Source organism: Vibrio penaeicida (assembly GCF_019977755.1).
Classification (GTDB): Bacteria; Pseudomonadota; Gammaproteobacteria; order Enterobacterales; family Vibrionaceae; genus Vibrio; species Vibrio penaeicida.
On sequence record NZ_AP025145.1, the window covers coordinates 1,149,503 to 1,171,451 of the forward strand.

General features: G+C 41.8%; 19 protein-coding genes. 10 read left to right on the forward strand and 9 right to left on the reverse strand.

The window, feature by feature from the left end:
• Window positions 1–55: 55 nt before the first annotated feature.
• Together LDO37_RS23420 and LDO37_RS23425 are read left to right on the forward strand one after the other, a co-directional pair.
• On the forward strand, window positions 56–268 hold the full coding sequence (locus tag LDO37_RS23420; protein WP_101115056.1) for a cold-shock protein: 213 nt from the start codon (window positions 56–58) through the stop codon (window positions 266–268).
• A gap of 132 nt (window positions 269–400) precedes the next feature.
• The gene (locus tag LDO37_RS23425; protein WP_126607250.1) at window positions 401–1,849 is read left to right on the forward strand and encodes a protein adenylyltransferase SelO; all 1,449 of its coding nucleotides are present in this window, start codon (window positions 401–403) and stop codon (window positions 1,847–1,849) included.
• A gap of 48 nt (window positions 1,850–1,897) precedes the next feature.
• Here LDO37_RS23425 and LDO37_RS23430 read toward each other — a convergent pair whose 3' ends face one another.
• Window positions 1,898–2,848, reverse strand: coding sequence for a GGDEF domain-containing response regulator (locus LDO37_RS23430; RefSeq protein ID WP_126607249.1), 951 nt, complete (start codon window positions 2,846–2,848; stop codon window positions 1,898–1,900).
• A 140-nt stretch (window positions 2,849–2,988) separates the two neighbouring features.
• On the opposite strand from LDO37_RS23430, the gene LDO37_RS23435 reads away from it, so the two are divergent.
• The 3 genes from LDO37_RS23435 to LDO37_RS23445 all read left to right on the forward strand — a co-directional run bounded on the left by LDO37_RS23435 (window position 2,989) and on the right by LDO37_RS23445 (window position 6,360).
• On the forward strand, window positions 2,989–3,426 hold the full coding sequence (locus LDO37_RS23435; protein ID WP_101115053.1) for a DUF3069 domain-containing protein: 438 nt from the start codon (window positions 2,989–2,991) through the stop codon (window positions 3,424–3,426).
• Between the two features lie 201 nt (window positions 3,427–3,627).
• Window positions 3,628–4,638, forward strand: a complete 1,011-nt coding sequence (locus tag LDO37_RS23440; RefSeq protein WP_224056085.1) for an OmpA family protein — start codon at window positions 3,628–3,630, stop codon at window positions 4,636–4,638.
• 93 nt (window positions 4,639–4,731) lie between these two features.
• Window positions 4,732–6,360 (forward strand): methyl-accepting chemotaxis protein, encoded by a 1,629-nt coding sequence (locus tag LDO37_RS23445; protein ID WP_126607247.1) that lies wholly within the window; start codon window positions 4,732–4,734, stop codon window positions 6,358–6,360.
• A 68-nt stretch (window positions 6,361–6,428) separates the two neighbouring features.
• On the opposite strand, the gene LDO37_RS23450 is transcribed toward LDO37_RS23445, so the two are convergent.
• Entirely contained in the window at window positions 6,429–8,453 is a 2,025-nt protein-coding gene (locus LDO37_RS23450) for a TonB-dependent receptor domain-containing protein (protein WP_126607246.1), read from the reverse strand.
• Window positions 8,454–8,576: 123 nt separating this feature from the next.
• Here LDO37_RS23450 and LDO37_RS23455 point away from each other — a divergent pair, with 123 nt between their 5' ends.
• Window positions 8,577–9,569: a helix-turn-helix transcriptional regulator gene (locus LDO37_RS23455; RefSeq protein WP_126607245.1), complete on the forward strand. Its 993-nt coding sequence runs from the start codon at window positions 8,577–8,579 to the stop codon at window positions 9,567–9,569.
• Here the strand turns inward: LDO37_RS23455 and modC are convergent.
• The 3 genes from modC to LDO37_RS23470 all read right to left on the reverse strand — a co-directional run bounded on the left by modC (window position 9,560) and on the right by LDO37_RS23470 (window position 13,036).
• The gene (gene modC, locus LDO37_RS23460) at window positions 9,560–10,657 is read right to left on the reverse strand and encodes a molybdenum ABC transporter ATP-binding protein ModC (RefSeq protein WP_126607244.1); all 1,098 of its coding nucleotides are present in this window, start codon (window positions 10,655–10,657) and stop codon (window positions 9,560–9,562) included. The two genes, LDO37_RS23455 and modC, sit on opposite strands and share 10 nt — an antisense overlap.
• Window positions 10,654–11,358 carry a molybdate ABC transporter permease subunit gene (gene modB / locus LDO37_RS23465; RefSeq protein ID WP_101115047.1) on the reverse strand — a complete coding sequence of 235 codons (705 nt, stop codon included), beginning with the start codon at window positions 11,356–11,358 and terminating at the stop codon, window positions 10,654–10,656. Before modB ends, modC begins: the two co-directional genes overlap by 4 nt.
• A gap of 214 nt (window positions 11,359–11,572) precedes the next feature.
• Window positions 11,573–13,036 carry a cobyric acid synthase gene (locus LDO37_RS23470; RefSeq protein ID WP_126607243.1) on the reverse strand — a complete coding sequence of 488 codons (1,464 nt, stop codon included), beginning with the start codon at window positions 13,034–13,036 and terminating at the stop codon, window positions 11,573–11,575.
• Window positions 13,037–13,213: 177 nt separating this feature from the next.
• On the opposite strand from LDO37_RS23470, the gene LDO37_RS23475 reads away from it, so the two are divergent.
• Together LDO37_RS23475 and LDO37_RS23480 are read left to right on the forward strand one after the other, a co-directional pair.
• On the forward strand, window positions 13,214–13,582 hold the full coding sequence (locus LDO37_RS23475; protein WP_126607242.1) for a YgiW/YdeI family stress tolerance OB fold protein: 369 nt from the start codon (window positions 13,214–13,216) through the stop codon (window positions 13,580–13,582).
• A gap of 109 nt (window positions 13,583–13,691) precedes the next feature.
• Complete coding sequence (locus LDO37_RS23480; RefSeq protein WP_101115043.1) at window positions 13,692–14,225, forward strand: hypothetical protein; 534 nt, start codon at window positions 13,692–13,694, stop codon at window positions 14,223–14,225.
• Window positions 14,226–14,299: 74 nt separating this feature from the next.
• On the opposite strand, the gene LDO37_RS23485 is transcribed toward LDO37_RS23480, so the two are convergent.
• The 4 genes from LDO37_RS23485 to nrdD all read right to left on the reverse strand — a co-directional run bounded on the left by LDO37_RS23485 (window position 14,300) and on the right by nrdD (window position 18,771).
• The gene (locus LDO37_RS23485) at window positions 14,300–14,866 is read right to left on the reverse strand and encodes an ATP-dependent zinc protease family protein (protein ID WP_126607241.1); all 567 of its coding nucleotides are present in this window, start codon (window positions 14,864–14,866) and stop codon (window positions 14,300–14,302) included.
• A 9-nt stretch (window positions 14,867–14,875) separates the two neighbouring features.
• Window positions 14,876–16,063 carry an amino acid aminotransferase gene (locus tag LDO37_RS23490; protein ID WP_126607240.1) on the reverse strand — a complete coding sequence of 396 codons (1,188 nt, stop codon included), beginning with the start codon at window positions 16,061–16,063 and terminating at the stop codon, window positions 14,876–14,878.
• 120 nt (window positions 16,064–16,183) lie between these two features.
• Entirely contained in the window at window positions 16,184–16,651 is a 468-nt protein-coding gene (nrdG, locus tag LDO37_RS23495) for an anaerobic ribonucleoside-triphosphate reductase-activating protein (RefSeq protein ID WP_126607239.1), read from the reverse strand.
• On the reverse strand, window positions 16,651–18,771 hold the full coding sequence (nrdD, locus tag LDO37_RS23500) for an anaerobic ribonucleoside-triphosphate reductase (protein ID WP_126607238.1): 2,121 nt from the start codon (window positions 18,769–18,771) through the stop codon (window positions 16,651–16,653). The genes nrdG and nrdD overlap by 1 nt, the downstream gene beginning before the upstream one ends.
• A gap of 271 nt (window positions 18,772–19,042) precedes the next feature.
• Here nrdD and LDO37_RS23505 point away from each other — a divergent pair, with 271 nt between their 5' ends.
• Window positions 19,043–19,954, forward strand: coding sequence for an endonuclease/exonuclease/phosphatase family protein (locus LDO37_RS23505; RefSeq protein ID WP_224055915.1), 912 nt, complete (start codon window positions 19,043–19,045; stop codon window positions 19,952–19,954).
• 117 nt (window positions 19,955–20,071) lie between these two features.
• Window positions 20,072–21,949 carry a sensor histidine kinase gene (locus LDO37_RS23510; protein WP_224055916.1) on the forward strand — a complete coding sequence of 626 codons (1,878 nt, stop codon included), beginning with the start codon at window positions 20,072–20,074 and terminating at the stop codon, window positions 21,947–21,949.

Genomic DNA, 21,949 nt, shown 5'->3' on the forward strand with positions numbered 1-21,949 from the left:
CTTCGATTTTGCAGGAAACAATCTGCATCAATTTGTATATATAAAGAGTTTAATTATGAGTCAAAAAGTCAATGGCACGGTAAAGTGGTTTAACCAAGATAAAGGTTTCGGATTTATCACTCCTGAAACAGGTGGTAAAGACGTATTTGTTCATTTTTCTGCAATTCAAGGGACGGGGCGCCGTAACCTAGAAGATGGTCAGAAAGTATCGTTTGTTGTTACAGACGGACAAAAAGGACCACAAGCCGAAGACGTCAATGCCATCTGATTCTTAGCTTGCTGCTAGATAGAACAGCCACCTCATTCAGGTGGCTTTTTCATACCCATAATATACACGAGTATTTGTGCTAAAAACCTTGTGGTAAGATTTTAACATAACCACATTTATCTAGGTTTAAATATGCATACTTGGAAAGGCGCCAAACTCTCTCACCCCTTCATAAACTTACCGCAGCACTTTTTTACTGAGGTGGATCCAACTTCGTTAGAAAATGTGCGCTGGGTTGATTGGAATACGCCGCTAGCAATGCATTTAGGATTCCCCAAAAAACCAGACGATGAAATGTTGTCCATTCTTTCAGGCTCAACATCACTGACGACATACCCTTCAATTGCAATGAAATATGTTGGTCACCAATTTGGGTCTTACAACCCTGATTTAGGTGATGGGCGTGGTTTGCTCCTGTGTCAGGTTCACGCAGACGAATCTCAATATGATATTCATATAAAAGGAGCAGGTTTAACACCCTATTCTCGTCAAGGAGATGGAAGAGCAGTTTTGCGTTCCAGTATCCGCGAATATCTGATGTCCGAGGCTATGCATAGCCTAAAGATACCGACCAGCAGAGCGCTTGGTTTAATCGTGAGTGATACCCCCGTTTACCGAGAGCAAGTGGAACAAGGTGCTGTATGCATCCGTATTGCCAAAACACACATCAGATTTGGTCACTTTGAGTACTTATATTATACCAGCCAACATGACGATCTTAGATTGTTTGCTGATTATGTTATCGACCAATATTTTCCATTGGCTCGATCGTCAGGCTCCCCTTACCTTTCGTTTTTCAAAGACGTTGTCTCGCGCACAGCATCTATGATCGCCCATTGGCAGGCTATTGGTTTTGCTCATGGGGTGATGAATACCGATAACATGTCCATTCTAGGCGAAACGTTTGATTACGGTCCTTTCGGGATGATGGAAAAATTCGATCCATCCTTTATTTGCAATCACTCGGATTACCAAGGTCGATACGCGTTTGATAATCAACCATCGATCGGTTTATGGAATTTAACCGCATTGGCACAGTCACTATCGCCACTAGTAGAAAAACAAGAATTAGAGAGTGCGCTTGATGATTATTATTCACACCTCACCAAAGAATATAGCCTACATATGAGAGCAAAATTGGGCCTCGCCGAATCTGAAACCGGAGATACCGAATTGTTCAATGAGTTGTTCGCGTTAATGAAATCGCAAGAAGCGGATTATACCAACACTTTTCGTGCTCTTTCTAATGTCGATAAAGTAGGTGCTGAAGATTTTTTGGCACAATTTGCTGAAACTTCACCAGCAATAGCTTGGTTTGATAACTATGAGAAAAGGCTAGAAAGAGAATCAAGCGAAGTAGGTCTACGTTGTCTAACAATGCGTGCAACCAATCCAAAATACATCCTAAGAAATTATATGGCTCAACATGCAATTGATATGGCGAATCAAGGCGACTATTCGGAAGTGAAGCGTTTAAGACTTTTGCTTGAAGCCCCTTTTTCAGATGAATCTGGGCTGGAAAAAGACACACATCCAGCTCCTGATTGGGCTCAAGGCTTAGCTCTTAGCTGTTCTTCATGATTTTCAGTAGCAGTGAATAATTTACGGTTTAGTGATTAATACAAAGAATCAGTTTGTGACGTATCTATCACGACCTTCTGCTTTCGCCTTATAGAGCAAAACGTCAGCAGCACCATAAACGTCTTCAGCGCTTTCACGACCGGTGGGAATAAAAGAGTAAACACCCTGTGACAGTGTCACAATATCATTGGTAGAAGACTTGGAATGCGGAATGCTTAACGAATGAATAGACTTTTGTACACGAATAGCCTGTTTTAGCGCATCTTCGGCATTTGCATTGCTCACAATAACAACAAACTCCTCACCACCATATCGACCGACCAATTCTCCGGAGCGAGCAAAACATTGGTCTAATGTGGATGCTATTTGTTGTAGGCAAGCATCCCCTTCTATATGACCATAATGATCGTTATAGGCTTTAAAGTGATCAACATCTAGAAGTATGACAGTTAGCGGTAGCTGGTGCCTACCATGCCAAGATACCATGTCTCTCAATTCTTTATCGACATACCGCCTGTTGTAAACTTGTGTAAGACCATCCTCATTTGCTTGCTGTTGGAGGTGTATGTTTACTTGTTCTAATTGAGATGAAACCAGTTTTAGCTCTCTACGCATTTGGGCAATACGCTGCATGGCATTCATCTTTGCACCAAGTACAACCTTATTTACAGGCTTTACCAAATAGTCGTCACCACCTGTTTCAATAGCTTTCGCAATGGTTTCAGGCTCTTCGTGGCTACTTAGAAATATAATGGGAACCCAGTCATCGTCGCGAGCTCGAATCTCTTTAGCGACTTCAAATCCATCCATATCAGGCATATTGATATCAAGTAAAACTAATTCAGGATCAAATGATGAATAGACATCAAGTGCTCGCTCTCCACTCTCAACAACCTCTACAACATGACCAAGCTGCTTAAGGCGAATCGCAAGTTGCATGCGCTCAAATTGCAGGTCATCGACAAGTAAAACCCTCATTGACGTATTCGGAGATTTCATAGACTCAAGCTGTTATTATTCTGACGGTATGAAATTAATATAGCATGCTGAACGTCGTGTACCCTATATATTGTCAGTAATTTGTTGACTTTTATCGCGATATTCCTAGCATGTGCTTTTTGAACATTGGAAGAAAATTTATGTCAAACGAAAACGAAACCCCACAACAAAAAGTCGACCTTACGACCGTATCAGCTGAATTGCGCCAAGTTATTGAGTTTGACAATGTTCCTGAAGAAATGCACTTGATGGTAACGTCGATTCACGAAGTTTCTGAAGAGGCAGTTAGAGAATCATGGGATGTGTTACCAGCTAGTGCTCAGAATGTGTTAGACAACTTTGAGCAATTCCATGCGCTAGTTTCTGTAAGCCAAGCATTTGCTGGCTTAAATGTAATGGAAGAATTCCCTACCATAAAACTTCCCGAAGATATGTCAGAGCAAGATAAAGAAGAGTACCGAGCTTCTTTATTAGACCAAGTTTTACACAATTGTGTGAAGGACATGGTGAAACAACTGAAAAAAGCGAGAAGAGATGCCATCCTGAAACGTGATTTCAATCAGGTATTTCTAAAGTAACCAAGGAAACTTTCATTAAAAGGTCGCTTTTTGCGATCTTTTGTCTATTTTGAGCTGTATAAAGAACGCGTCTTGATTGTGAGATTGGAAATGCAATTCTCATTTGGAGTTTTGCTTTCCTGAAAATGGATTCTCATAATGATGCTGATTATAACAATCTACTCAAATAATCGCATTGTATATTATAAAAAGGAATTATCTATGAAAAAGCAGTTAGTTGTACTTACACTACTTTCTTCACTTCCATTTACTGCCAGCTCTCAAGTTTACCTTGGTGGTAAAGTGGGTGCTTCATCTTTGTCAAACTCTTGTGCTGTGTCAACTGGATGTGATGATGACGGTTCGGGCTACGGTGTATACCTTGGATATCAGCTACTGGATAACGTCGCATTAGAGCTAGGATATGATGACTACGGTCAATTCAAATCAAACTACCTTAATGGCGGTACTCTAAAGAATTTAGAAGGGTCAATGACCGCTATTACATTTGCGCCTAAGTTCAATATTTCTTTAAGTGAAGATGTTGATTTCTTCAGTAAACTTGGTGCTGGTTACTCCACTTACGACGAAGCTAAAGATGACCTAAACCTTTTGGCAGGACTTGGCTTCGAAGGTAAAATCACCGAAGCTCTTCGTGCTCGAATTGAATACCAATTGATGACAGAAATTAATGCGGGACCAGCTGACGACAGCACAGCAAGCATGTTCACGTTAGGTCTTAATTATCATTTCGGTGCTAAAGCAAAACCAGCGCCTGTAGCGAAAGCTGAACCACGCCCAGTCGCTGAACCAGCTCCTGCACCAGCGCCTGTCGTTGAAGAAAAGAAACCAGAGCCACCTAAAAAGCAAACTATTACTTTCCAATCACAACAAGACGTAAGCTTGTTTGAAACTGGAAGCAGTAAATTAAGTGCCGTTGGTACACGTCGTTTTGAATCGGTAGCGACTCTTCTTACCACCTACCCTCAATCAAAAGTAGACGTTGTTGGTCACACCGACAGCCGCGGTAGCGCTAAATTCAACCAGAAACTATCTGAAGAACGCGCTCAAGCAGTAGCTGATTACTTCGTTGCAAAAGGTGTAGATTCTAGCCGTATTACTGTTAAAGGTGATGGCGAGTCTAATCCAATCGCTTCTAATGACACTGCAGCAGGACGCGAGCAAAACCGTCGTGTTGAAGTAACAATTGAAGAGTTCACTGTAGAAGAGTAAAAGTAACTTCTAAATAAAAATGGCTTCCAAGAATGGAAGCCATTTTTTTTACTACTATTGTAGGTAATTCATTGCAATGTCACTGGTGCAAACATGAAACTTCGAATTACTTCACGTATCCAATTGAGGCACAAAATAGCTTTTCCAGTTATCACGGTTGCGCTTATTTTTACTGCTATCATTCTGTTGAGTACTTATCAACTACGCGAGCAAAATCGAGTTGATAGAGAATCACTTTCTCAACTTTCTCCGGCTATTAACGCGTTAAACTCCTTATCTAAATCGATGATTTCTCTAAGAAGTCTTTCCGAAAAGTTAGCTTTCGATTTCGACAGCGATAATAAACGCGCACAATACTCAGAAAGTTTTAAAAAGTTACAATCCGAAATCACCAGCGATGTTTCAATTATCACGGCGTCGCCAGTACCTGAGAAATCTGCTGTACAAGAGTTAGAACAAAACATTGCTCATTACATAGCAAGCCAAGAGAAAATGTATGCAAATGCTTCGCCTTCTACCTACTTTTTTGAAAATAAGCCAGATTTTAGCGAATTAGAGCAAACAACATGGCAATCTATCTGGTTATTGGATGCCAGTTTACTCAAGCATCAATCGGCAATATCGGATAATCGAGAGTCCCTAACTAGGCAAGCAACGCTTATTCTTGAGATCGGTGGTGCAGTTGCGATTTTAATTGCACTTTCACTTGCCTTTATGGTGAGTCGCTGGGTGAGTTCCGCCGTTGTTAAATTAACAGAATCGTTAAAGCAAATTGCATCAGGTGAAGCCGACTTAACTTATCGTATGCCACTAGAAAGCCAAGATGAGCTAGGTCAACTTGCAAAGGCATTTAATAGCTTTATTACCTCTCTTCAAGAAACGATCACAGAGATTATTCTCGCTTCTAACTCGGTAAGAGCAGAGATGGAAAATATTCGTAGTTTAACTCAAGGAATCGTTATTCATGTGTCGGAACAACAATCTCAAAGTGATCAAGTTGACTGCGCGGCACAGAGCCTTGATACGCTTAATTCCGACATGTCGACGAATATATCCACAACAGAATCCGCCAATGCTACCAGTGTAGAGAACTTACACTCTGCAACCGATTTTTTAAACAAAACAAGTCTTTCAATACAAAAGCTAGGTGAAGAGAATGTATTGGCTTGTCGGGTACTTGGAACTCTGGATAGCAGTGTAAGTGGGATCGTATCGATACTGGACGTCATCGTTGAAATTGCAGAACAAACCAATTTACTAGCGTTAAACGCTGCAATTGAAGCTGCTCGCGCTGGTGAGCAAGGGAGAGGATTCGCAGTCGTCGCAGACGAAGTTCGTACCCTCGCAACAAAAACTCAAAACAGCACCGATCAGATAAAAGGATTAGTTGAAGCGTTACAAAACAGTGCCAATGAAGCTAATTCAGCCATTCAAGTGAGCCAAGAAACGGGGGCGATAACGTTAAAACAAGCTGACGAAACCAGTACAACGCTTAAATTGATTTCTAGTAGCATCCATAAAGCATCAGAATCAAATACGTTATTTACTCGTACAGCCCAAAAACAGTTAGAGATTTCTAACGACATTCATCGAAATATGCAAAGTATTATAGAAAGTAGCTACCAAATGGTTGAAATGATAAGTAGTGCTGAGAATGCTTGCGAAACTCTGGCCGTGCAGTGCGAGAACATGGACAACTTAGTCGCGAAATTTGATGTGTAACGAAATACACTAAAACTCGAGACAGGAAATGCATCCTGTCTCAGAGTGATTATTATTTTAGGTCACCATCAAAATTGATAAGCAACGGACAATTTAACGTTTCGACCTGGCTCTAAGTCGTCTAGGCTAAATACTTCGCCCGAACGAGATTTAGACGTGCCAGAAGTGGATGCATGAGACACGTACGCCGCATCAAATAGATTATCGATACCAAATGTAAGAGCTAGCCCTTCTACTTGACTCGGAGCCCACTGAGCATAGATCTTATGAACATCGTAGGCTTCCTTAACTGGGTTGCCTTCAAGTACATTGCTTTCTTCCATTACATAGTTTGAATTCCAACCAAATATTGCATCAATATCGTAGGCTACGTATTCAAGGTTAAGAGAAACAATGTCTCCAACATCTGTACTGCGAGCACCGCGACCTGTTGCGTTAATCGGGTCACCAGATTCGAAGAACTTATTGTTTGAACGCGAATACGACAGGCGGGAGTTGAACGCATCGTACCCATAGTGGAAGCTCGCCTCAAAACCCGTTAGTTCAGCGTCTTCTCCGTTAAGTAACAGGTATGGTTTAGATGATCCCTGATACTTTTTGATGATGTAGTCATTAATTCTTGTGTTAAACACAGTCAAGTTTGCAGCAACAGAGTGATCGTTAATGCTTTTGGCAAACTTAATGCCGCCTTGATGGTTGAAACCTGTTTCCGGTGCAATGTCGTCAGAAAGCTTGTCTTCAAAGTTAATAAACGTTTCTAGAAGTTCTGGCGCTTTAAACAAAGTACGAGTACTGGCAAATAAGGTAACAGACTCAGTAATTCGCCAATCTACGCCACCAGCCCACGTTACTTTATCAAAAGATGTGTCATCTAAGTTAGTCTTACGCTTCACATTGTCATAGCGAACACCCACGGTTACATCAACTGTATCCGTTGCAGCCGTTTTGTCTTCAACATACAGTGAATGAGTGATTGCTTTAGAAGTATTAGAGTCACCTAGGGCGTATTCGTTCTCACTGTTTTGCTGTTTCATTTCGTAGCCGTAGGTTAATGTATTCGCTAAGCCGAGTACTGAAAGTTCCGATTGCCCTTTTACATTTCCTCCAGTATTCGTGCTTTCCGCCGTGTTTTCCCCAATTCTGTCTGTGGGCCAGAATCCAGGAATGCCAACTTCGTTTCGGAAAAGGTGAATTTTATTTTGATAAAGTGCCGCATTTAAAACTGAATTTTCTGTTTTTAGTTCATAACCTAACGTGTAAGTGTGGCGCGAATACTTGGTGTCGATTAAAGCATCAGACGATCTGAATTCATTTCCTTCGGCACCCCAGTTCGGGCGCGGGTTGTAATCGCCATGATCTCGGTAATAGTCGTATGAGAGCTCTATACGCTGTGCTTCATCAATATCCCACCCAGCTTTTGCTAAAAGGTTATTAACTTGCCCTTCTGAACCAATTGTTTCCGTTCCGTCACCATCTTTGAAGTTACTGCGCTTTATGCCATACAAATACACAAGTGCATCACCGCTATCAGAAAGCTTTCCGTATGCTGTCAAAGAGCCTGTTGAAAATGCATTAGATCCGATACCGCCGTATACGCGAGCGCCATACGTTTCATCGTAACGAAGTAAGTCTTTTGCGTCTTTCGTTTCAAAATAAACAGAACCGCCTATAGCGTTACTTGTTACCGAATTTGCGCCCACCTGAATATCGGCTGATTTTATGATGTCTGGGTTTAGTGTTAGGTTCCCCACATGGTGGAACATATTAGCGTTCTGAGATGCGCCATCTAGACGAATGTCGAGGTCAGTTTCATCCAAACCACGAATGTTGATACGCTGGTTAACGGAATGCGTTCCACCGACGTCTACCCCAGGAATGTCTCTTAGAAGATCGGACATGTGATCAGCTTGTTTTAGCGCGAAGTCATCAGAACTTAATGACTCAGAACTACTTTTTACACTAGTCCCCCACACCATTACTTCTTCAATATGAGACTTTTCTTCTGAAGCAGACGATATCGCAGGCGCACATATGCCAGCAATGACAAGGCTAATCAATGTTCTTCGGCTAGTAAAAGCACGTAACTTATCCATGGGTACCACATCCTAATTTTTACAAATGATAATTATTCGCAGATATGGTATTTGCTGATAGTATTGTTGAAAAGAATAAACAGTTATCCAAAATCGCTAAACGCTTATTAGGAACAATATAGAATGCCACCCGCAAAAATAGAACGGAGTTCCCGCTCTCATGAAACTTTCGCTATTACTCAATTTGTGAATAACGGAGGCGATCAACAAAGCGTTATCAATTCCACCCGTTCATCTAAAGACGTGATTGTAAAGGGAGAGTTTGTCGACTATCGCTCGAAAGCGGGTATCACCGTGCATGGCGGAGTCACTTCCGACTTAACAGACTGTCATATAGTTGCAACTGCTCCAACATCCGTCATTATCACGATTTTACTCGAGGGTAAGCTCGTTTTCGGTTATGACGACTTGCACTTTGAACTTGATGCTATCGATGCGCCACAGGCACTTATCGCCAATCTTAAAACGCCAGCTACGTTCCATAAACGAACTCAAAGTGGAAATAACGTCAAAAAGATCAACATAATGATCAAGCCGGAATGGTTCAATCAAAGATTGAATTTAACTTCTGAAGACAATATGTGGGATTTTCTTAATACAGACAAAGCACATGTTCGCTTTGAACCTAACAGAGATATCATTGAACTACTTAATGATTTTCTTCAAATAAAGAACCCTCAAACGCTCACTGAGATGCTGAAATTCGAAACCAACACTCTACTGGTTATGTCGAACGCCTTTGAGCAAGTTTCTTCTGAGATTCACTCTTCGTTATCTTCAGATCAACCTTTCAATTTCAACGGAAACATCTCGCACCTAATTAGTTACCTTGAAAGCAATTTGGATCAGGAACTTTCGTTGGAAGATATAGCTTCATATGCAGCCATGAGCACCTCAAACCTGCAGAGGCGCTTTAAACATGAAGTTGGTTACACCGTACTTGGGTACGTTCGCTATCGAAGATTGGCTCGTGCAAAGCAGGCTTTAGAACAAGGTTACAAGACCATCACAGAAGCCGCTTATGACGCTGGCTATCAGCACCCATCTAACTTCACTAATGCGTTTAAAAAACAGTTTGGTTATTCACCTAGTGATAGTGTCGCGGGTCAGTGCTGAATGATATCGCGCTGTGTAACGCTTACCCCTTTAACTTGAGCGTAGACCCTTTTTCCAATCTCAAGCTCAAGATCATCAACAGCCCATTGGGTAACGTTACACCACAAAGAACACTGTATGCTTAACTTAAGTTTAATGGCAACGCTCTGTTTGTCTGGTGAGGGTGATTGAACTTCCATGTCCTCAATGGTAGCTGGGATAACATTTCGTATAGATGTTTCTTGTGGCTCTGATAAGCATAAAGAGACATCATTTGCTCTTACTTGAATACGAACTGGAGATGAAAGATCTGCATCTATTTTTTGGACCCAAAGTTGGGTTTTTTCACACAATTTAAGCGCGGTCAACGCATACTTGGGGTGGTGAGATTCAACGATTGCATCAAACAATGTGCTTTGCTCAGAAAAAGATTGCCAAGGTCGCATTGCCTGAGAATCCCATACACTTTCTAGTGAGCCTGCAGCTTCAAGCTTACCTTGATTCAAAATAATCATGTGATCTGCCAAGCGAATGATCTCATTCAAACTGTGGCTTACGTAGAGAATTGGAACATCAATATCATTCGCCAGACGCTCCAAAAAAGGCATCACTTCACGTTTCCGTGGAAGGTCCAAAGACGCTAATGGCTCATCCATTATTAATAGAGAAGGTTTAGACAAAAGAGCACGACCGATAGCGACACGTTGTTTTTCCCCACCAGAAAGGTCGATAGGCTTTCTGTCCAGTAAGCTATGTAGCTGCAATAAATTACAAATAACATCAAAGTAAGCAGCGTCTTTTGTCGTGGTACCGTAGAGTAAATTTCCTTTCACAGAATAGTGAGGGAAAAGTCTTGCGTCCTGAAACACATAACCGATTCGTCGCTTTTCAATAGGCAGATTTTGACCGGATTCTCGGCAAAATAGTGTTTTACCATTAACCTCTATCCGCCCGTTGTCTGGAATTGACAGACCTGCCACAGCGTTTATCAAAGATGTTTTCCCAGCGCCAGAGCGTCCAAAAACAGCAGTGATCCCTTTTGAAGGAATAGACAAATCAACGTCTAAATTTAGCTGACCAAGTTGCTGCTTCACTTTTATTAGAATCATTTTCTCTCCTTAGAAATCAACCCAATTTTTTGATTGGCTTTCTTACTAAGAACTTCCGATACGAGCAATGAAATTAGAGCTACGACAATGGAAATAACACATAGACGCGCTGCTTCGTATTCCGCTCCAGGCGTTTCTATAAAAGAATACATTGCAAGAGGCAGTGTTTGGGTTTCTCCTGGGATACTAGAAACAAAACTGATCGTTGCCCCAAACTCCCCCAGGCTTCTCGCAAATGCGAGTAATGCACCCGTTATTACGCCGGGAATGGCGAGTGGTAACGTAATCGTAAAGAAGACCCGCAAAGGAGTCGCCCCCAAGGAACGAGCAACTTGTTCTAGTTTTGTATCAATACTTTCAATACTTAGTCGGATCGCTCTTACCATCAGAGGAAGTGACACAACCGCAGAAGCTAAAACAGCGCCTTTCCAATCAAAACTGAAAGCGATGCCAAACGTATCAAACAACCATTTTCCTATTGCCCCTTGCCTGCCCATACCGACAAGAAGTAGATACCCAATAACAACCGGCGGTAATACAAGAGGAAGGTGTATACACGCATCAAAAGCATTTTTGCCCCAGAAAGATTTTCGAGCAAGCAGCCAAGCAATCATTACACTAAAAGGCGTAAGCCAAATGACCGCATAGAGCGCGACCTTTAAACTTAAATAAAGTGCTTCTAACTCAAAATCTGTCAGCATCAAGGTTCCATTCCGAAGGCATATGAGTTAAATACGCCCTTTCCCTTGTTCAAATGTGTAACGTTTAAAGAATCGATAGAATCAAACACTACGCTTAAGTTTACCAAAGGGTAAACAATTAGGCAGAGCAATTTAATGTCGTAAGGACAAAAAGTGACAGTGTCATTTTTTCTTGCATTCACAGTACAAGTACTGCTGAGACCGCTAGAAATGGTCATTGTGGTAAGGTCGCCCAAAGTTTATCTAAGTTCATATATTCTTCAATGGCATCTGCAATACGATCAATGGCATCTTCTTTCATTTTTTCAAAGTTTACAGGTTGAATCTCTTCACTGCCTGCCCACTCCAGAAGTAGCCCCGTGGCCCCTTCTTCTTCAAATATGCCATGCAAGTAAGTACCAAAAATTTGATTGCAGTTACTGATAGCTCCATCATTTACTTGATATTCTAGCGAAATGGGTTGAGTTTCGTTGACTTGCGTCACGCCAGCATGAATCTCATAACCTGAAACAGGAAAAGATTGGTGTTCAAGTCGAAGTGTACCTTTAACTGTTTTAAGTTGCTTCTCAGGGTGGAGGACTGTTGTCATATTCAGTAAAGCGAGACCTTCGCTGTCACCCACTGTGCCTTCAATGCCATCGGGGTCCGAAATTGTATTACCGAGCATTTGGTACCCGCCGCATATCCCGATGACCTTACCTCCCAATCGGATATGTCTTAGAATATCTTTATCCCAGCCCTGTGAACGAAGATATTCAAGATCTTGCCGTACAGATTTGGTCCCAGGAAGAATAATTAGGTCTGCTCCTTGCAAGGACTCCCCTTTGCCAACGTATTCGAAGTCAATGTTTGGGTTTAATCGCAAGGGATCAAAGTCCGTATGGTTACTAATTCGTGTAAAAACCGGTACTTTTACTTTAAAAAGTTGCCCTTCGGACGTCACTTGTTCATTTGTGATAGCATCTTCCGCTTCGAGGTTTAGACCATGTAAGAAGGGTAATACACCTAAAACGGGTTTCCCTGTTTTTTCTTCAAGCCAATCTAAACCAGATTCAAGAAGTTTAATGTCGCCTCTGAAGCGGTTAATAACAAAACCAATCACTCGGTTTTGTTCCGATTGCGAAAGCAGTTCTAACGTGCCATATAGGTGGGCGAACACACCCCCGCGATCAATATCAGCCACAATAATAACCGGAACATCGGCATTTTCGGCGAAGCCCATGTTGGCTATGTCGTTTGCCCTTAGGTTAATTTCGGCTGGGCTACCTGCACCTTCAATTACAATAGATTCAAAATCACGTTGTAAACGTCCAAACGAGTCCATAACGCTTTCCATCGCGACCTTTTTATAGTCATGATAGCCTTCTGCTTCCATATTGGTTATCGCTTTACCCTGAAGAATTACCTGAGCGCCAGTATCAGAGTTAGGTTTGAGCAAGACAGGGTTCATATGGACTGAAGGATCCACACCACATGCTTGTGCCTGAACAGCTTGAGCCCGACCTATTTCGCCTCCATCTTTAGTTACAGCACTATTCAGCGCCATATTCTGAGGTTTAAAAGGGGCAACCTTTCTCCCCTTTCTGGCAAGCACGCGGCATAAGCCTGCCACCAAAACAGATTTTCCTGCGTCAGATGTTGTTCCTTGAACCATAAGAGCTTGAATAGAAGGGATCATAGTCGATTCATTTTATTGTGTATTTTGATTGAACGTATAGTAATGCTTATCACTAATTAACCTCAAGCTACATAGCACCCTAAACCAAATGAATTCAAAATGAACTTCCCCATCAGACATTGTTAAGGCTGTTCTTGTTTAACTGTATTCGAACTCAAGTCATAAGGATTATGAAACATGAAAGCCATTACTTTATCCATTGCAGCTGCACTCATCACATTACCTACTCTTGCGTTTGCTGGAGATAGAGAACAAGAGAAAAAGTACGTTACGTATAGTGGCCCGGTAGACCTAACCCCTGTTGCAGAAATGCTGAAAGATACCAGCTGGACAGCCGAGAAAGACGTCGTCACCGAAGGACACCTAATTAAACAAATCAGCAAAGATACCTTTATATTTACTGATGGAGATGCGCAGATCCAAGTAGAGCTAGACGACATAGTATTGACACAACCACTTAATGCCGAGTCAAAAATCCGTCTTTATGGTGAGTATGAAGGTGGTTCAACCCCAGAAATCGAAGTGGAACACTTACAGATCCTTTAAGATCTCATTGAAATATCGTTAAATTTAAATATTGGTCTGCTTTTTGCAGACCTTTTTGTATACCCGTATTTTTGGCACTAAGCCAAAGCGTAAAATGGATGGAATACATATGTTTGGACGTAAACGCCACTTAGCACTACTTTTCATGGCCCTAAGCCCGATGACAACTCTTGCTAACAATTTCAACTACTCTTCTGTTGAGTTTAGAGTCGGTGCTAGCCCCACTTCTTACGGCGCAGAAGGTAATTTGACGTTTACCGAAAACACCCATTTTATTGGCCGTTTAGACAGCCGATTCGAAGGTGACTACGACATCGCGGTCGGTGTCGGCTTTAACGGCCCAGCAACTGGGTTTGCAGATATCTTCGGTCAGATGCTGCTTCATAATATTAAAACGAGTGATGACAAATTTGTTGGTAACCAGTTTGTACCAGAATTGAATATTGGTGCTCGCATATGGGTGCTAGACAACATTGAAGCCAACGTAAAAGTGGGTCAGTTGGTTTACAGTGACACCACAGAGCTTACTTATAGCTTTGGCGGTCGTTTCCACTCAACTGACCAACTTTCAATTGGTGCAAACATCGCTGACAACGGTGTTTATGGCTCTCAGCTTATCATGGGCGCAAGATTCATGTTCTAACTCGGGTAGTCAAAAAAAGCCCTCACTTTAAGATTAAAGTGAGGGCTTTTTAAATGTTATTCATATATCTCTCGTTACTTAACTTTCTTCTGCACGTATTTTTTACTGACATCGACAACAGCGACATCTCTGAAGAAGCTTCTTCCTAAAAGCACTGGAAACGTAAGATGAGATCGATCAGCTAAAGTAAACTCTGTCTTTGTTTTCAAATCACCAATTTGAATATCACCCTCTACTACTGCTCTTCTTTGGTAAGAATCTTGACTAGATTGCTTGATACGAACCCAACGCTGCACAGGTAGAGTTAGCACCGGGCTTTTTTCTCCTTCGTGAGCAATTCTAAATCGAACGAAATCCTGCCCATTTTTGTCAAACGTTTCTATATCAACAGCGCTGATAGATGAAGTCGTTGCACCAGTATCGACTCGAGCTTTATAGCTCTCACCTAAACCGGCAATATGAACCCACTCTTTCTCACCGAGAACCAATTTTCCGTCGGGTGTTTTTAACATGTCCACCTCGTGTGTTGATTCCGATTTCCCACTGGCTTTTGGCTCAGAATGCACCCCTGTTTGAATATTGATACACGCAGTCAATACACCAGCGATTGCTAAGAAAATGAAAGGTCTACTCGACTTCATTACCACCTCTTATTGGTTAGATACGGTTACTATTGCTTCAGCTACATAAGGAATATCTTTTTCGGTAAGGCCTGCGATGTTTATACGCCCATCCCCCACACCGTAGATTCCATAGTTTTCACGCAGTTGAAGCATTTGTTCAGATGAGAAGCCTAGCACAGTGAACATACCTTTGTGTGACTGGATAAAGTCAAATTGGTCAGAGTTATGTGCATTTTTAAGCTCTGAACATAAACCTTCCCTTAGAGAAACGAGTCTATGCTGCATTTGCGAAAGTTCCTCTCGCCAAACCGAAGTCAGCTCTTTGTTTCCTAACACAGTTTTTACCAAAGCGGCACCGTGATCTGGCGGCATGGTGTAAGTCGCACGTGCTAACTGCAACAATTTCCCTTTTGCGTTAGCTGCTTCATTAGCATTTTTACCGACAACTATCGCTGCGCCAGTTCGTTCACGATATAAACCGAAATTTTTTGAGCAAGAAGTGGTAATGAACATTTCTTCAACGTGGTTTGCCATGTGCTGCAACCCTAACGCATCCTCTTCTAGCCCGTCTCCAAACCCTTGATAAGCAATATCAACAAATGGGGTAAACCCCTGCTTGGTTGCCATATCTGTAATGGCTTCCCAAGCTTTTAAATCGATATCAGCGCCCGTTGGGTTATGGCAGCAGCCGTGAAGTAAAACAACGTCTTCTGGACCAGCGAGAGATAAGTCTTCAAGCATTGCCGTAACGTCAACTTGCTTTGTTGAAGGGCTAAAATATCGGTAATGCTTAACTTTCAATCCAGCGGCTTCCATCACAGGTTGATGGTTAACATAGCTTGGATTACTTAGCCATATAGTGGTGTTCGGTTGGGCAACTTTCAGTAGGTCTCCCAACATGCGAAGTGCACCACTGGCGCCTGGAGTTTGAATAGCCGAAACGCGATCGTAAGCCGCCGTTCCTTTTAGCAATAAATCTACCATGCTTTGGTTGAATTCTTCACAACCAGCAAGCCCTACATAAGCTTTTGTTTTTTGCGTTGATGCGACGTGCTCTTGAGCTAAAGCGATCGCCTTCATAATTGGTGTGTCACCGTTACTATTTCGATAAACACCAATACCCAGATCCACTTTTTCGGTTCTAGGATCATTTCGGTAGGCAACAGAGAGCGAAAGAATCGGATCCTGTTTCGGTTCCGGTAGATGAGATAGCATGGAATTCACAACCCTTTGATATTCAACAGTGACAAGCAAGTTAACATTGTTACAACAAAAAATCGAAAGGAAATTGTGATTGTTTAAACGCAACGATTCAACCTGTTCGTCTTTGCGAATTTACACTTTCATGTAGTGAATGATTTGATTGGTGCTTCCACGCCAATTCAAATTAGGATCAGCTTGCTCCTGCTCAAACTTTCCATCAATTAAAACATCGATAAGATCAACCACTCGCTTTTGCTCGGTCGTCAGTTCGTCCATTCGATACCCCGTCCATAGCCATATGTCCTTGTCGGGGCACTCAGATTTTACGCGCACAACAATCCGTAAAATATCTGATACATTTTCAGGATGCAGTGGATCACCACCAGATAGTGTGAGCCCTCTTTTGGGTATACGCGTATCAGACAAATCTTTGATAATTTGGTCTTCGAGCTCCGATGTAAATGGATGACCTGAACACAAAGACCAAGTGGATTTGTTGTAACATCCCCGACACTGGTGAACGCAACCTGATACAAACAGTGTACAGCGTGTACCAGGTCCATTTACTACATCAACTGAATGATATTGATGGTAATTCATTAAAGGTGCTTAACTCTGCGTTTAACTTCTTCTTGCTTACCAAAGTTAAACGGTCTTGCGTCAGGGCTGCCCAAGTAGCCGCACACTCTACGAGTGACCGAAACCCTTGTGGAGTCATGGTTTCCACAACTTGGGCATGTAAAGCCCTTGCTTGTACACTCAAATTCTCCGGTATAACTGCAATCGTAGCACTCATCAATTGGTGTATTGGTGCCGTAATATGGAACTCGGCTATAACTGTAGTCCCATACGTTTTCTAACGCTTCAATGTTGCGTTGCATGTTCGGGAACTCGCCATAGCAGATGAAACCACCACTAGACACTTCTGGGTATGGCATTTCAAAATCGATTTTATCGTATGGGTTAACTTTCTTTTGCACGTCCAAGTGGAAACTATTGGTGTAATAACCTTTATCGGTTACCCCTTCAATAACACCATACTCTTTAGTATCAATTTGACAGAATCGGCTACACAAATTTTCACTCGGCGTTCCGTACAAGCTAAAACCATAACCAGTTTCGTCTGTCCACGTTTGTACTTGCGCCTTCATGTATTCAACGATGTTAAGCCCTTTAGATCTTAGCGTGTCGCTATCGTACATATGCTCAGATTCACCAAACAGAGCCACCATGGTTTCATGTATACCTATGTAACCAAGTGAAATTGAGGCTCTGCCATTCTTGAAAATTGAAGCCACGCTTTCATCTGGAGACAATCGCACGCCGCATGCCCCTTCCATGTAAAGAATTGGGGCGACTCTGGCTTTCACTGTCTCTAATCGAGATATACGTGTTTCTAAAGCACGACGAGCTAAAGCGAGTTTTTTATCTAACAGTTTATAGAAAGCTTTTTCACTGCCTTTAGCTTGAATCGCAATTCTAGGAAGGTTAAGACTTACAACACCAAGGTTATTCCTGCCTTCATGAATCAACTCACCATTCTCTTCATAGGTATTTAAAAAGCTTCTACAACCCATTGGTGTTTTGAAAGACCCCGTCACTTCAACCACTTTGTCGTAGTTAAGAATGTCTGGGTACATACGTTTAGATGCGCACTCTAGTGCCAACGATTTGATATCGTAGTTCGGATCCGATTTCTTGTGATTAAGACCGTCTTTGATAGCGAAAACGAGTTTAGGAAAGACGGCTGTTTTACGATTTTTCCCCAAGCCAGAGATTCGATTTTTTAAAATAGATTGTTGGATCAGTTTAGATGCCCAACTTGTTCCTAAACCAAAACCAAATGTGACGAATGGAGTCTGACCGTTTGCAGTGTGAAGTGTGTTTACTTCATATTCTAAAGACTGGAATGCGTCGTAGCACTCTTTCTCTGTACGAGCTTTAGCAAAAGCCTCAGGGTTATGAATGTCCCATTCTTTCGCTATTTCTAAATGCTTATTGTAGCTTGCCAATACGTAAGGCTCTAAAACCTCATCTATACGGTTAATCGTGGTTCCACCGTAGATGTGGCTTGCGACTTGAGCAATGATTTGAGCAGTAACTGCGGTTGCGGTAGAAATCGATTTTGGTGTATCGATTTCAGCATTCCCCATTTTAAATCCGTGCGTGAGCATGCCTTTTAAATCAATGAGCATGCAGTTAAACATTGGAAAGAAAGGCGCGTAATCGAGATCATGGTAATGGATATCTCCAGCTTCATGAGCTTGGACAATGTCGCGAGGCAAAATGTGAGTTTTAGCGTAATGTTTTGCAACTATGCCGGCCAGCAAGTCTCGCTGCGTAGGGATAACCTTGCCATCTTTATTCGCATTCTCATTGAGCAAGTCGGCATTACTTTGTTCAATAAGCCCTTCAATTTCTTTGTTCAAAACACTGAATTTTTCGCGCGCTATATCTCGGTCGTGACGATACTCAATGTATGAGCGAGCCAAGCCTTTATAAGGACCTTGCATCAGCTCGTTTTCAACCAGGGTTTGAATTTCCTGAATACATACTTCTAGGCGATTTTCTAGCGAATTGTAGACTGCGCTTGCAACCTGTTCGGCGTATCGGTAAAGCGCTTCATCAGATGTGTTCGATGCACTTTCTACAGCAGTTATGATGCGTCCTTTATCAAATGGTGCTTTCGCTCCATCCCTTTTAATGACAACTGTATTCACTTTTACTCCTCGGCACTGACTGGTTAAAAACACTACATATGCGCATTTTATTTCCAAACACACTATATGTGGTGGAATATTAGAAGTTATGCGTCGGATTGGCGTTTTGATCCAAATCAATAAAAACAAACGAGCGTGCAAGATCAAATCGATCTTAGTGGCGACGATCGCACATTTGGATTGTTTATTAAAATTGAACCAAACGTCATACTTTATCTATTAAAATTCCGTTATTATTCTTGAAAAAGACCAATAACAAATGAGATTCATTTTGAAACGCTTTCTTTTCCTTTTGACACATTTTTGCTGCTTATCAACACTCTTGGTTCACTTCCCTGCTGTGAGCGCGGAGTATACATTTTCCACTTGGAACCTTGAGTGGTTAACCACTAATCCAAGTAAGCGAATTGAGCCTAGCCAAAGAGAAGCCAGCGACTTTAAAGCACTGAGCAAGGTCTTTAGTAAAGTACCTAATCCGTCTTTGCATATAATGTCATTTCAAGAAGTGGATTCAAAAGAAGCGCTAGAGCAAGTAACTGGGGATGGTTATCAATACTTTTTCTCGGAACGGTCTAGAAGTAAGCATCGAGATTTACAGTTTGAGGGTATTAATCAATACACTGGGTTTGCTGTATCAAAAGGCATCAATGTTCAAAACCCAGATGATATTAATTTGATGCCATCTCAGTTTAACAAGTTACGGTTTGCTACTTATATTGTTGTTGATATTCCGAAAAAGAAGCCTATTCACTTGTTATCAGTACATTTGAAATCGGGCTGCTTTGCTGCAAGAAAGAATACCAATTCCTGCCGAGCCTTAGCCAAACAAGGCAAATCGCTTAATGGATGGATTAAAGAAAGACAAAAGAAAGGCCAATCTTATGCCATTTTGGGTGACTTTAACCACAACCTCGCCTATCCCAATGATTGGTTGTGGCGTATATTAACGAAAAACACAAGTACGCAAGTTAGTCTGACAAGTAAAAACACCAGAGCAGAATGCCGCGTGAGATCTCGTTCTAATCCAACAAAAACGCACCAGTATCGAAATCTAATTGATCATATAGTTTCGAGCCCTGATCTGCCGCTTAATCAGGCAAAACAAATCACCTTTACCAAACATGATGTCCTTAGCCATCGGCTCAGTGATCATTGCCCGCTGGTATCTACAGCCAAGCTGTAGTTTCATCATAGTGACACAGCGCTTAGTTTTTTTAACAAAACTATAACTTAACTAGGATAAATGCATCGTTATTGGTCATTATATAACGGTGTATTCTATTAAGTTTGTTAGTGATATATGAAAATACGATGGAAAGGTATGGGCGTGCGGTTGGCACTGGCAATGGCTATTTTGTCCTTAACCACGCTTATCGTATCTGGATTGTCCTCTTATACCTTTTTAGATATCAATACCCGACTAGAGCATTTGAACAATAATGATCTCAAAGCGTTGGATTATGCCGCAAAATTAAATGATAAGGTTCGCCTGATCATTGCCACAGCACCACTCTTAGGAACAGCTGATTCAAGCGTGTCACGCAACCATGCCATGGAAGAGATTAACCGCGCGATTGTTGAAATGAACCATGTTATGGCGCAATTCCCTGACTACCATAACTACTTTAAGAACATCATCACTCAAATCGGAAATAGCTTGAGTTTGCTTTATCAGAATGAAGCTCAATCGGATCAACTGACTTCTCAACTGAACTTTTTACTTGATGGATTGTTCCCACTATTGGAATTGGCAGGTGAGTCTCTCGATTCGTTATCCAGCTCTGAAAAGCAAGAAATTGAATATGCGCAGTTTCGGTCACTTATTTATTACCAGTCTGGTCTTGCCGAAAAATTATATAACGATGCCAGCTTTAACGAGTTGGATGAAACCATCTTGCGATTGGAAGAGTTGGGAAATAGATGGTGGGTGGTATGGCAAGAAAGCTCCCTTCCCTCTCAGCACCCAAACTTAAATGAACAATTGATTGTTCTGCATAAATTAACTTCTCGAGGTGGCAGGCTCTTTGCGCTAAAAGATGAATTAATCGACAGACATTACCAAGCTCAATTCTTACTCGAGAACAGCAACACACATCTACACCAACTCGCTGTACAAATTGAGCGATACACTGCCACTGTCAACTCCGACATTGATCGGTCGCTTAATTCGGCAAGACAATCATTGTCAGCTAATCAAAGGTTCGCTGTACTGCTTTCGCTAATCAGCATAGCAACAGCCGTGGCTATATCTTGGTTTTATGTAAAGAAAAATATCTTACAAAGAATTCAGCAACTTCAACTTAATATGAAAGCCATTTCGAGTGGGCATCTTGCAACACCTGTCGCGATTTCTGGTGGCGATGAAGTGACGGAAATGGCCAAAGACTTGCAAGTGTTCCAACAAACAGCGATTGAAGTTGAGCAAACTAACAAGCGGCTTGAGCAAGAAGTCATCGAACGTGCTACCGCAGAAAAGAAACTTCGTTCAACGCAAGACGAATTGATACAAGCCGGCAAGTTAGCGGCGCTCGGAGAGTTAAGCGTTGGGATAACACATGAAATTAATCAACCTCTCACAGCCGTGAACAGCCATGTAAGAAGTGCGAAATTGTGGTTGGACAAAGATAACCCTGAAAAAGCGATAACTAACTTAGATAAAATACAAAAGCTTCTATCCAAAACCGCTGCGATAACACGGCATCTTAGAGCGTTCGCAAGAAAAAGTGATGGCCATATGGAATCGGTACACTTGGAACCGGTCATCAACGATGCCATTCAACTTTTAGAAAGCCGCTACCCCAATGACATTATCACTTTTGAGCCCGACTCCCTTACGTACGTGTCTGCTAACACCATTCGCTTAGAACAAGTATTGGTTAATATTATTGGGAACGCGTTAGACGCGGTAGAAAAAGTCTCAGACCCGACGATATCTATTGCCGTAACGACGATACAAAATCAAACAAACATTATCGTTTCAGATAACGGTACGGGGATAAACCAAGAAGAAATCGAACACATATTTGACCCTTTTTATACCAACAAAGAATCGGGTAAAGGATTGGGGCTTGGCTTGTCTATCGCTTACAACATTATCAAAGACTTTGGTGGCTCTATTAGAGCGGAATCCAAAGCTCAGGAAGGTACAACCTTCACCTTAACACTCAAAACGAACTAA

Bases quoted from the DNA above. Each gene is read 5' to 3' on its own strand.
- LDO37_RS23510 (WP_224055916.1), top strand. From the start codon at position 20,072: ATGAAAATACGATGGAAAGGTATGGGCGTGCGGTTGGCACTGGCAATG.
- LDO37_RS23425 (WP_126607250.1), top strand. From the start codon at position 401: ATGCATACTTGGAAAGGCGCCAAACTCTCTCACCCCTTCATAAACTTA.
- LDO37_RS23480 (WP_101115043.1), top strand. From the start codon at position 13,692: ATGTTTGGACGTAAACGCCACTTAGCACTACTTTTCATGGCCCTAAGC.
- modB (WP_101115047.1), bottom strand. From the start codon at position 11,358: ATGCTGACAGATTTTGAGTTAGAAGCACTTTATTTAAGTTTAAAGGTC.
- LDO37_RS23430 (WP_126607249.1), bottom strand. From the start codon at position 2,848: ATGAAATCTCCGAATACGTCAATGAGGGTTTTACTTGTCGATGACCTG.
- LDO37_RS23420 (WP_101115056.1), top strand. From the start codon at position 56: ATGAGTCAAAAAGTCAATGGCACGGTAAAGTGGTTTAACCAAGATAAA.
- LDO37_RS23490 (WP_126607240.1), bottom strand. From the start codon at position 16,063: ATGCTATCTCATCTACCGGAACCGAAACAGGATCCGATTCTTTCGCTC.
- nrdG (WP_126607239.1), bottom strand. From the start codon at position 16,651: ATGAATTACCATCAATATCATTCAGTTGATGTAGTAAATGGACCTGGT.
- LDO37_RS23470 (WP_126607243.1), bottom strand. From the start codon at position 13,036: ATGATCCCTTCTATTCAAGCTCTTATGGTTCAAGGAACAACATCTGAC.
- LDO37_RS23485 (WP_126607241.1), bottom strand. From the start codon at position 14,866: ATGAAGTCGAGTAGACCTTTCATTTTCTTAGCAATCGCTGGTGTATTG.
- LDO37_RS23475 (WP_126607242.1), top strand. From the start codon at position 13,214: ATGAAAGCCATTACTTTATCCATTGCAGCTGCACTCATCACATTACCT.
- LDO37_RS23450 (WP_126607246.1), bottom strand. From the start codon at position 8,453: ATGGATAAGTTACGTGCTTTTACTAGCCGAAGAACATTGATTAGCCTT.
- modC (WP_126607244.1), bottom strand. From the start codon at position 10,657: ATGATTCTAATAAAAGTGAAGCAGCAACTTGGTCAGCTAAATTTAGAC.
- LDO37_RS23445 (WP_126607247.1), top strand. From the start codon at position 4,732: ATGAAACTTCGAATTACTTCACGTATCCAATTGAGGCACAAAATAGCT.
- LDO37_RS23455 (WP_126607245.1), top strand. From the start codon at position 8,577: ATGCCACCCGCAAAAATAGAACGGAGTTCCCGCTCTCATGAAACTTTC.
- LDO37_RS23435 (WP_101115053.1), top strand. From the start codon at position 2,989: ATGTCAAACGAAAACGAAACCCCACAACAAAAAGTCGACCTTACGACC.
- LDO37_RS23440 (WP_224056085.1), top strand. From the start codon at position 3,628: ATGAAAAAGCAGTTAGTTGTACTTACACTACTTTCTTCACTTCCATTT.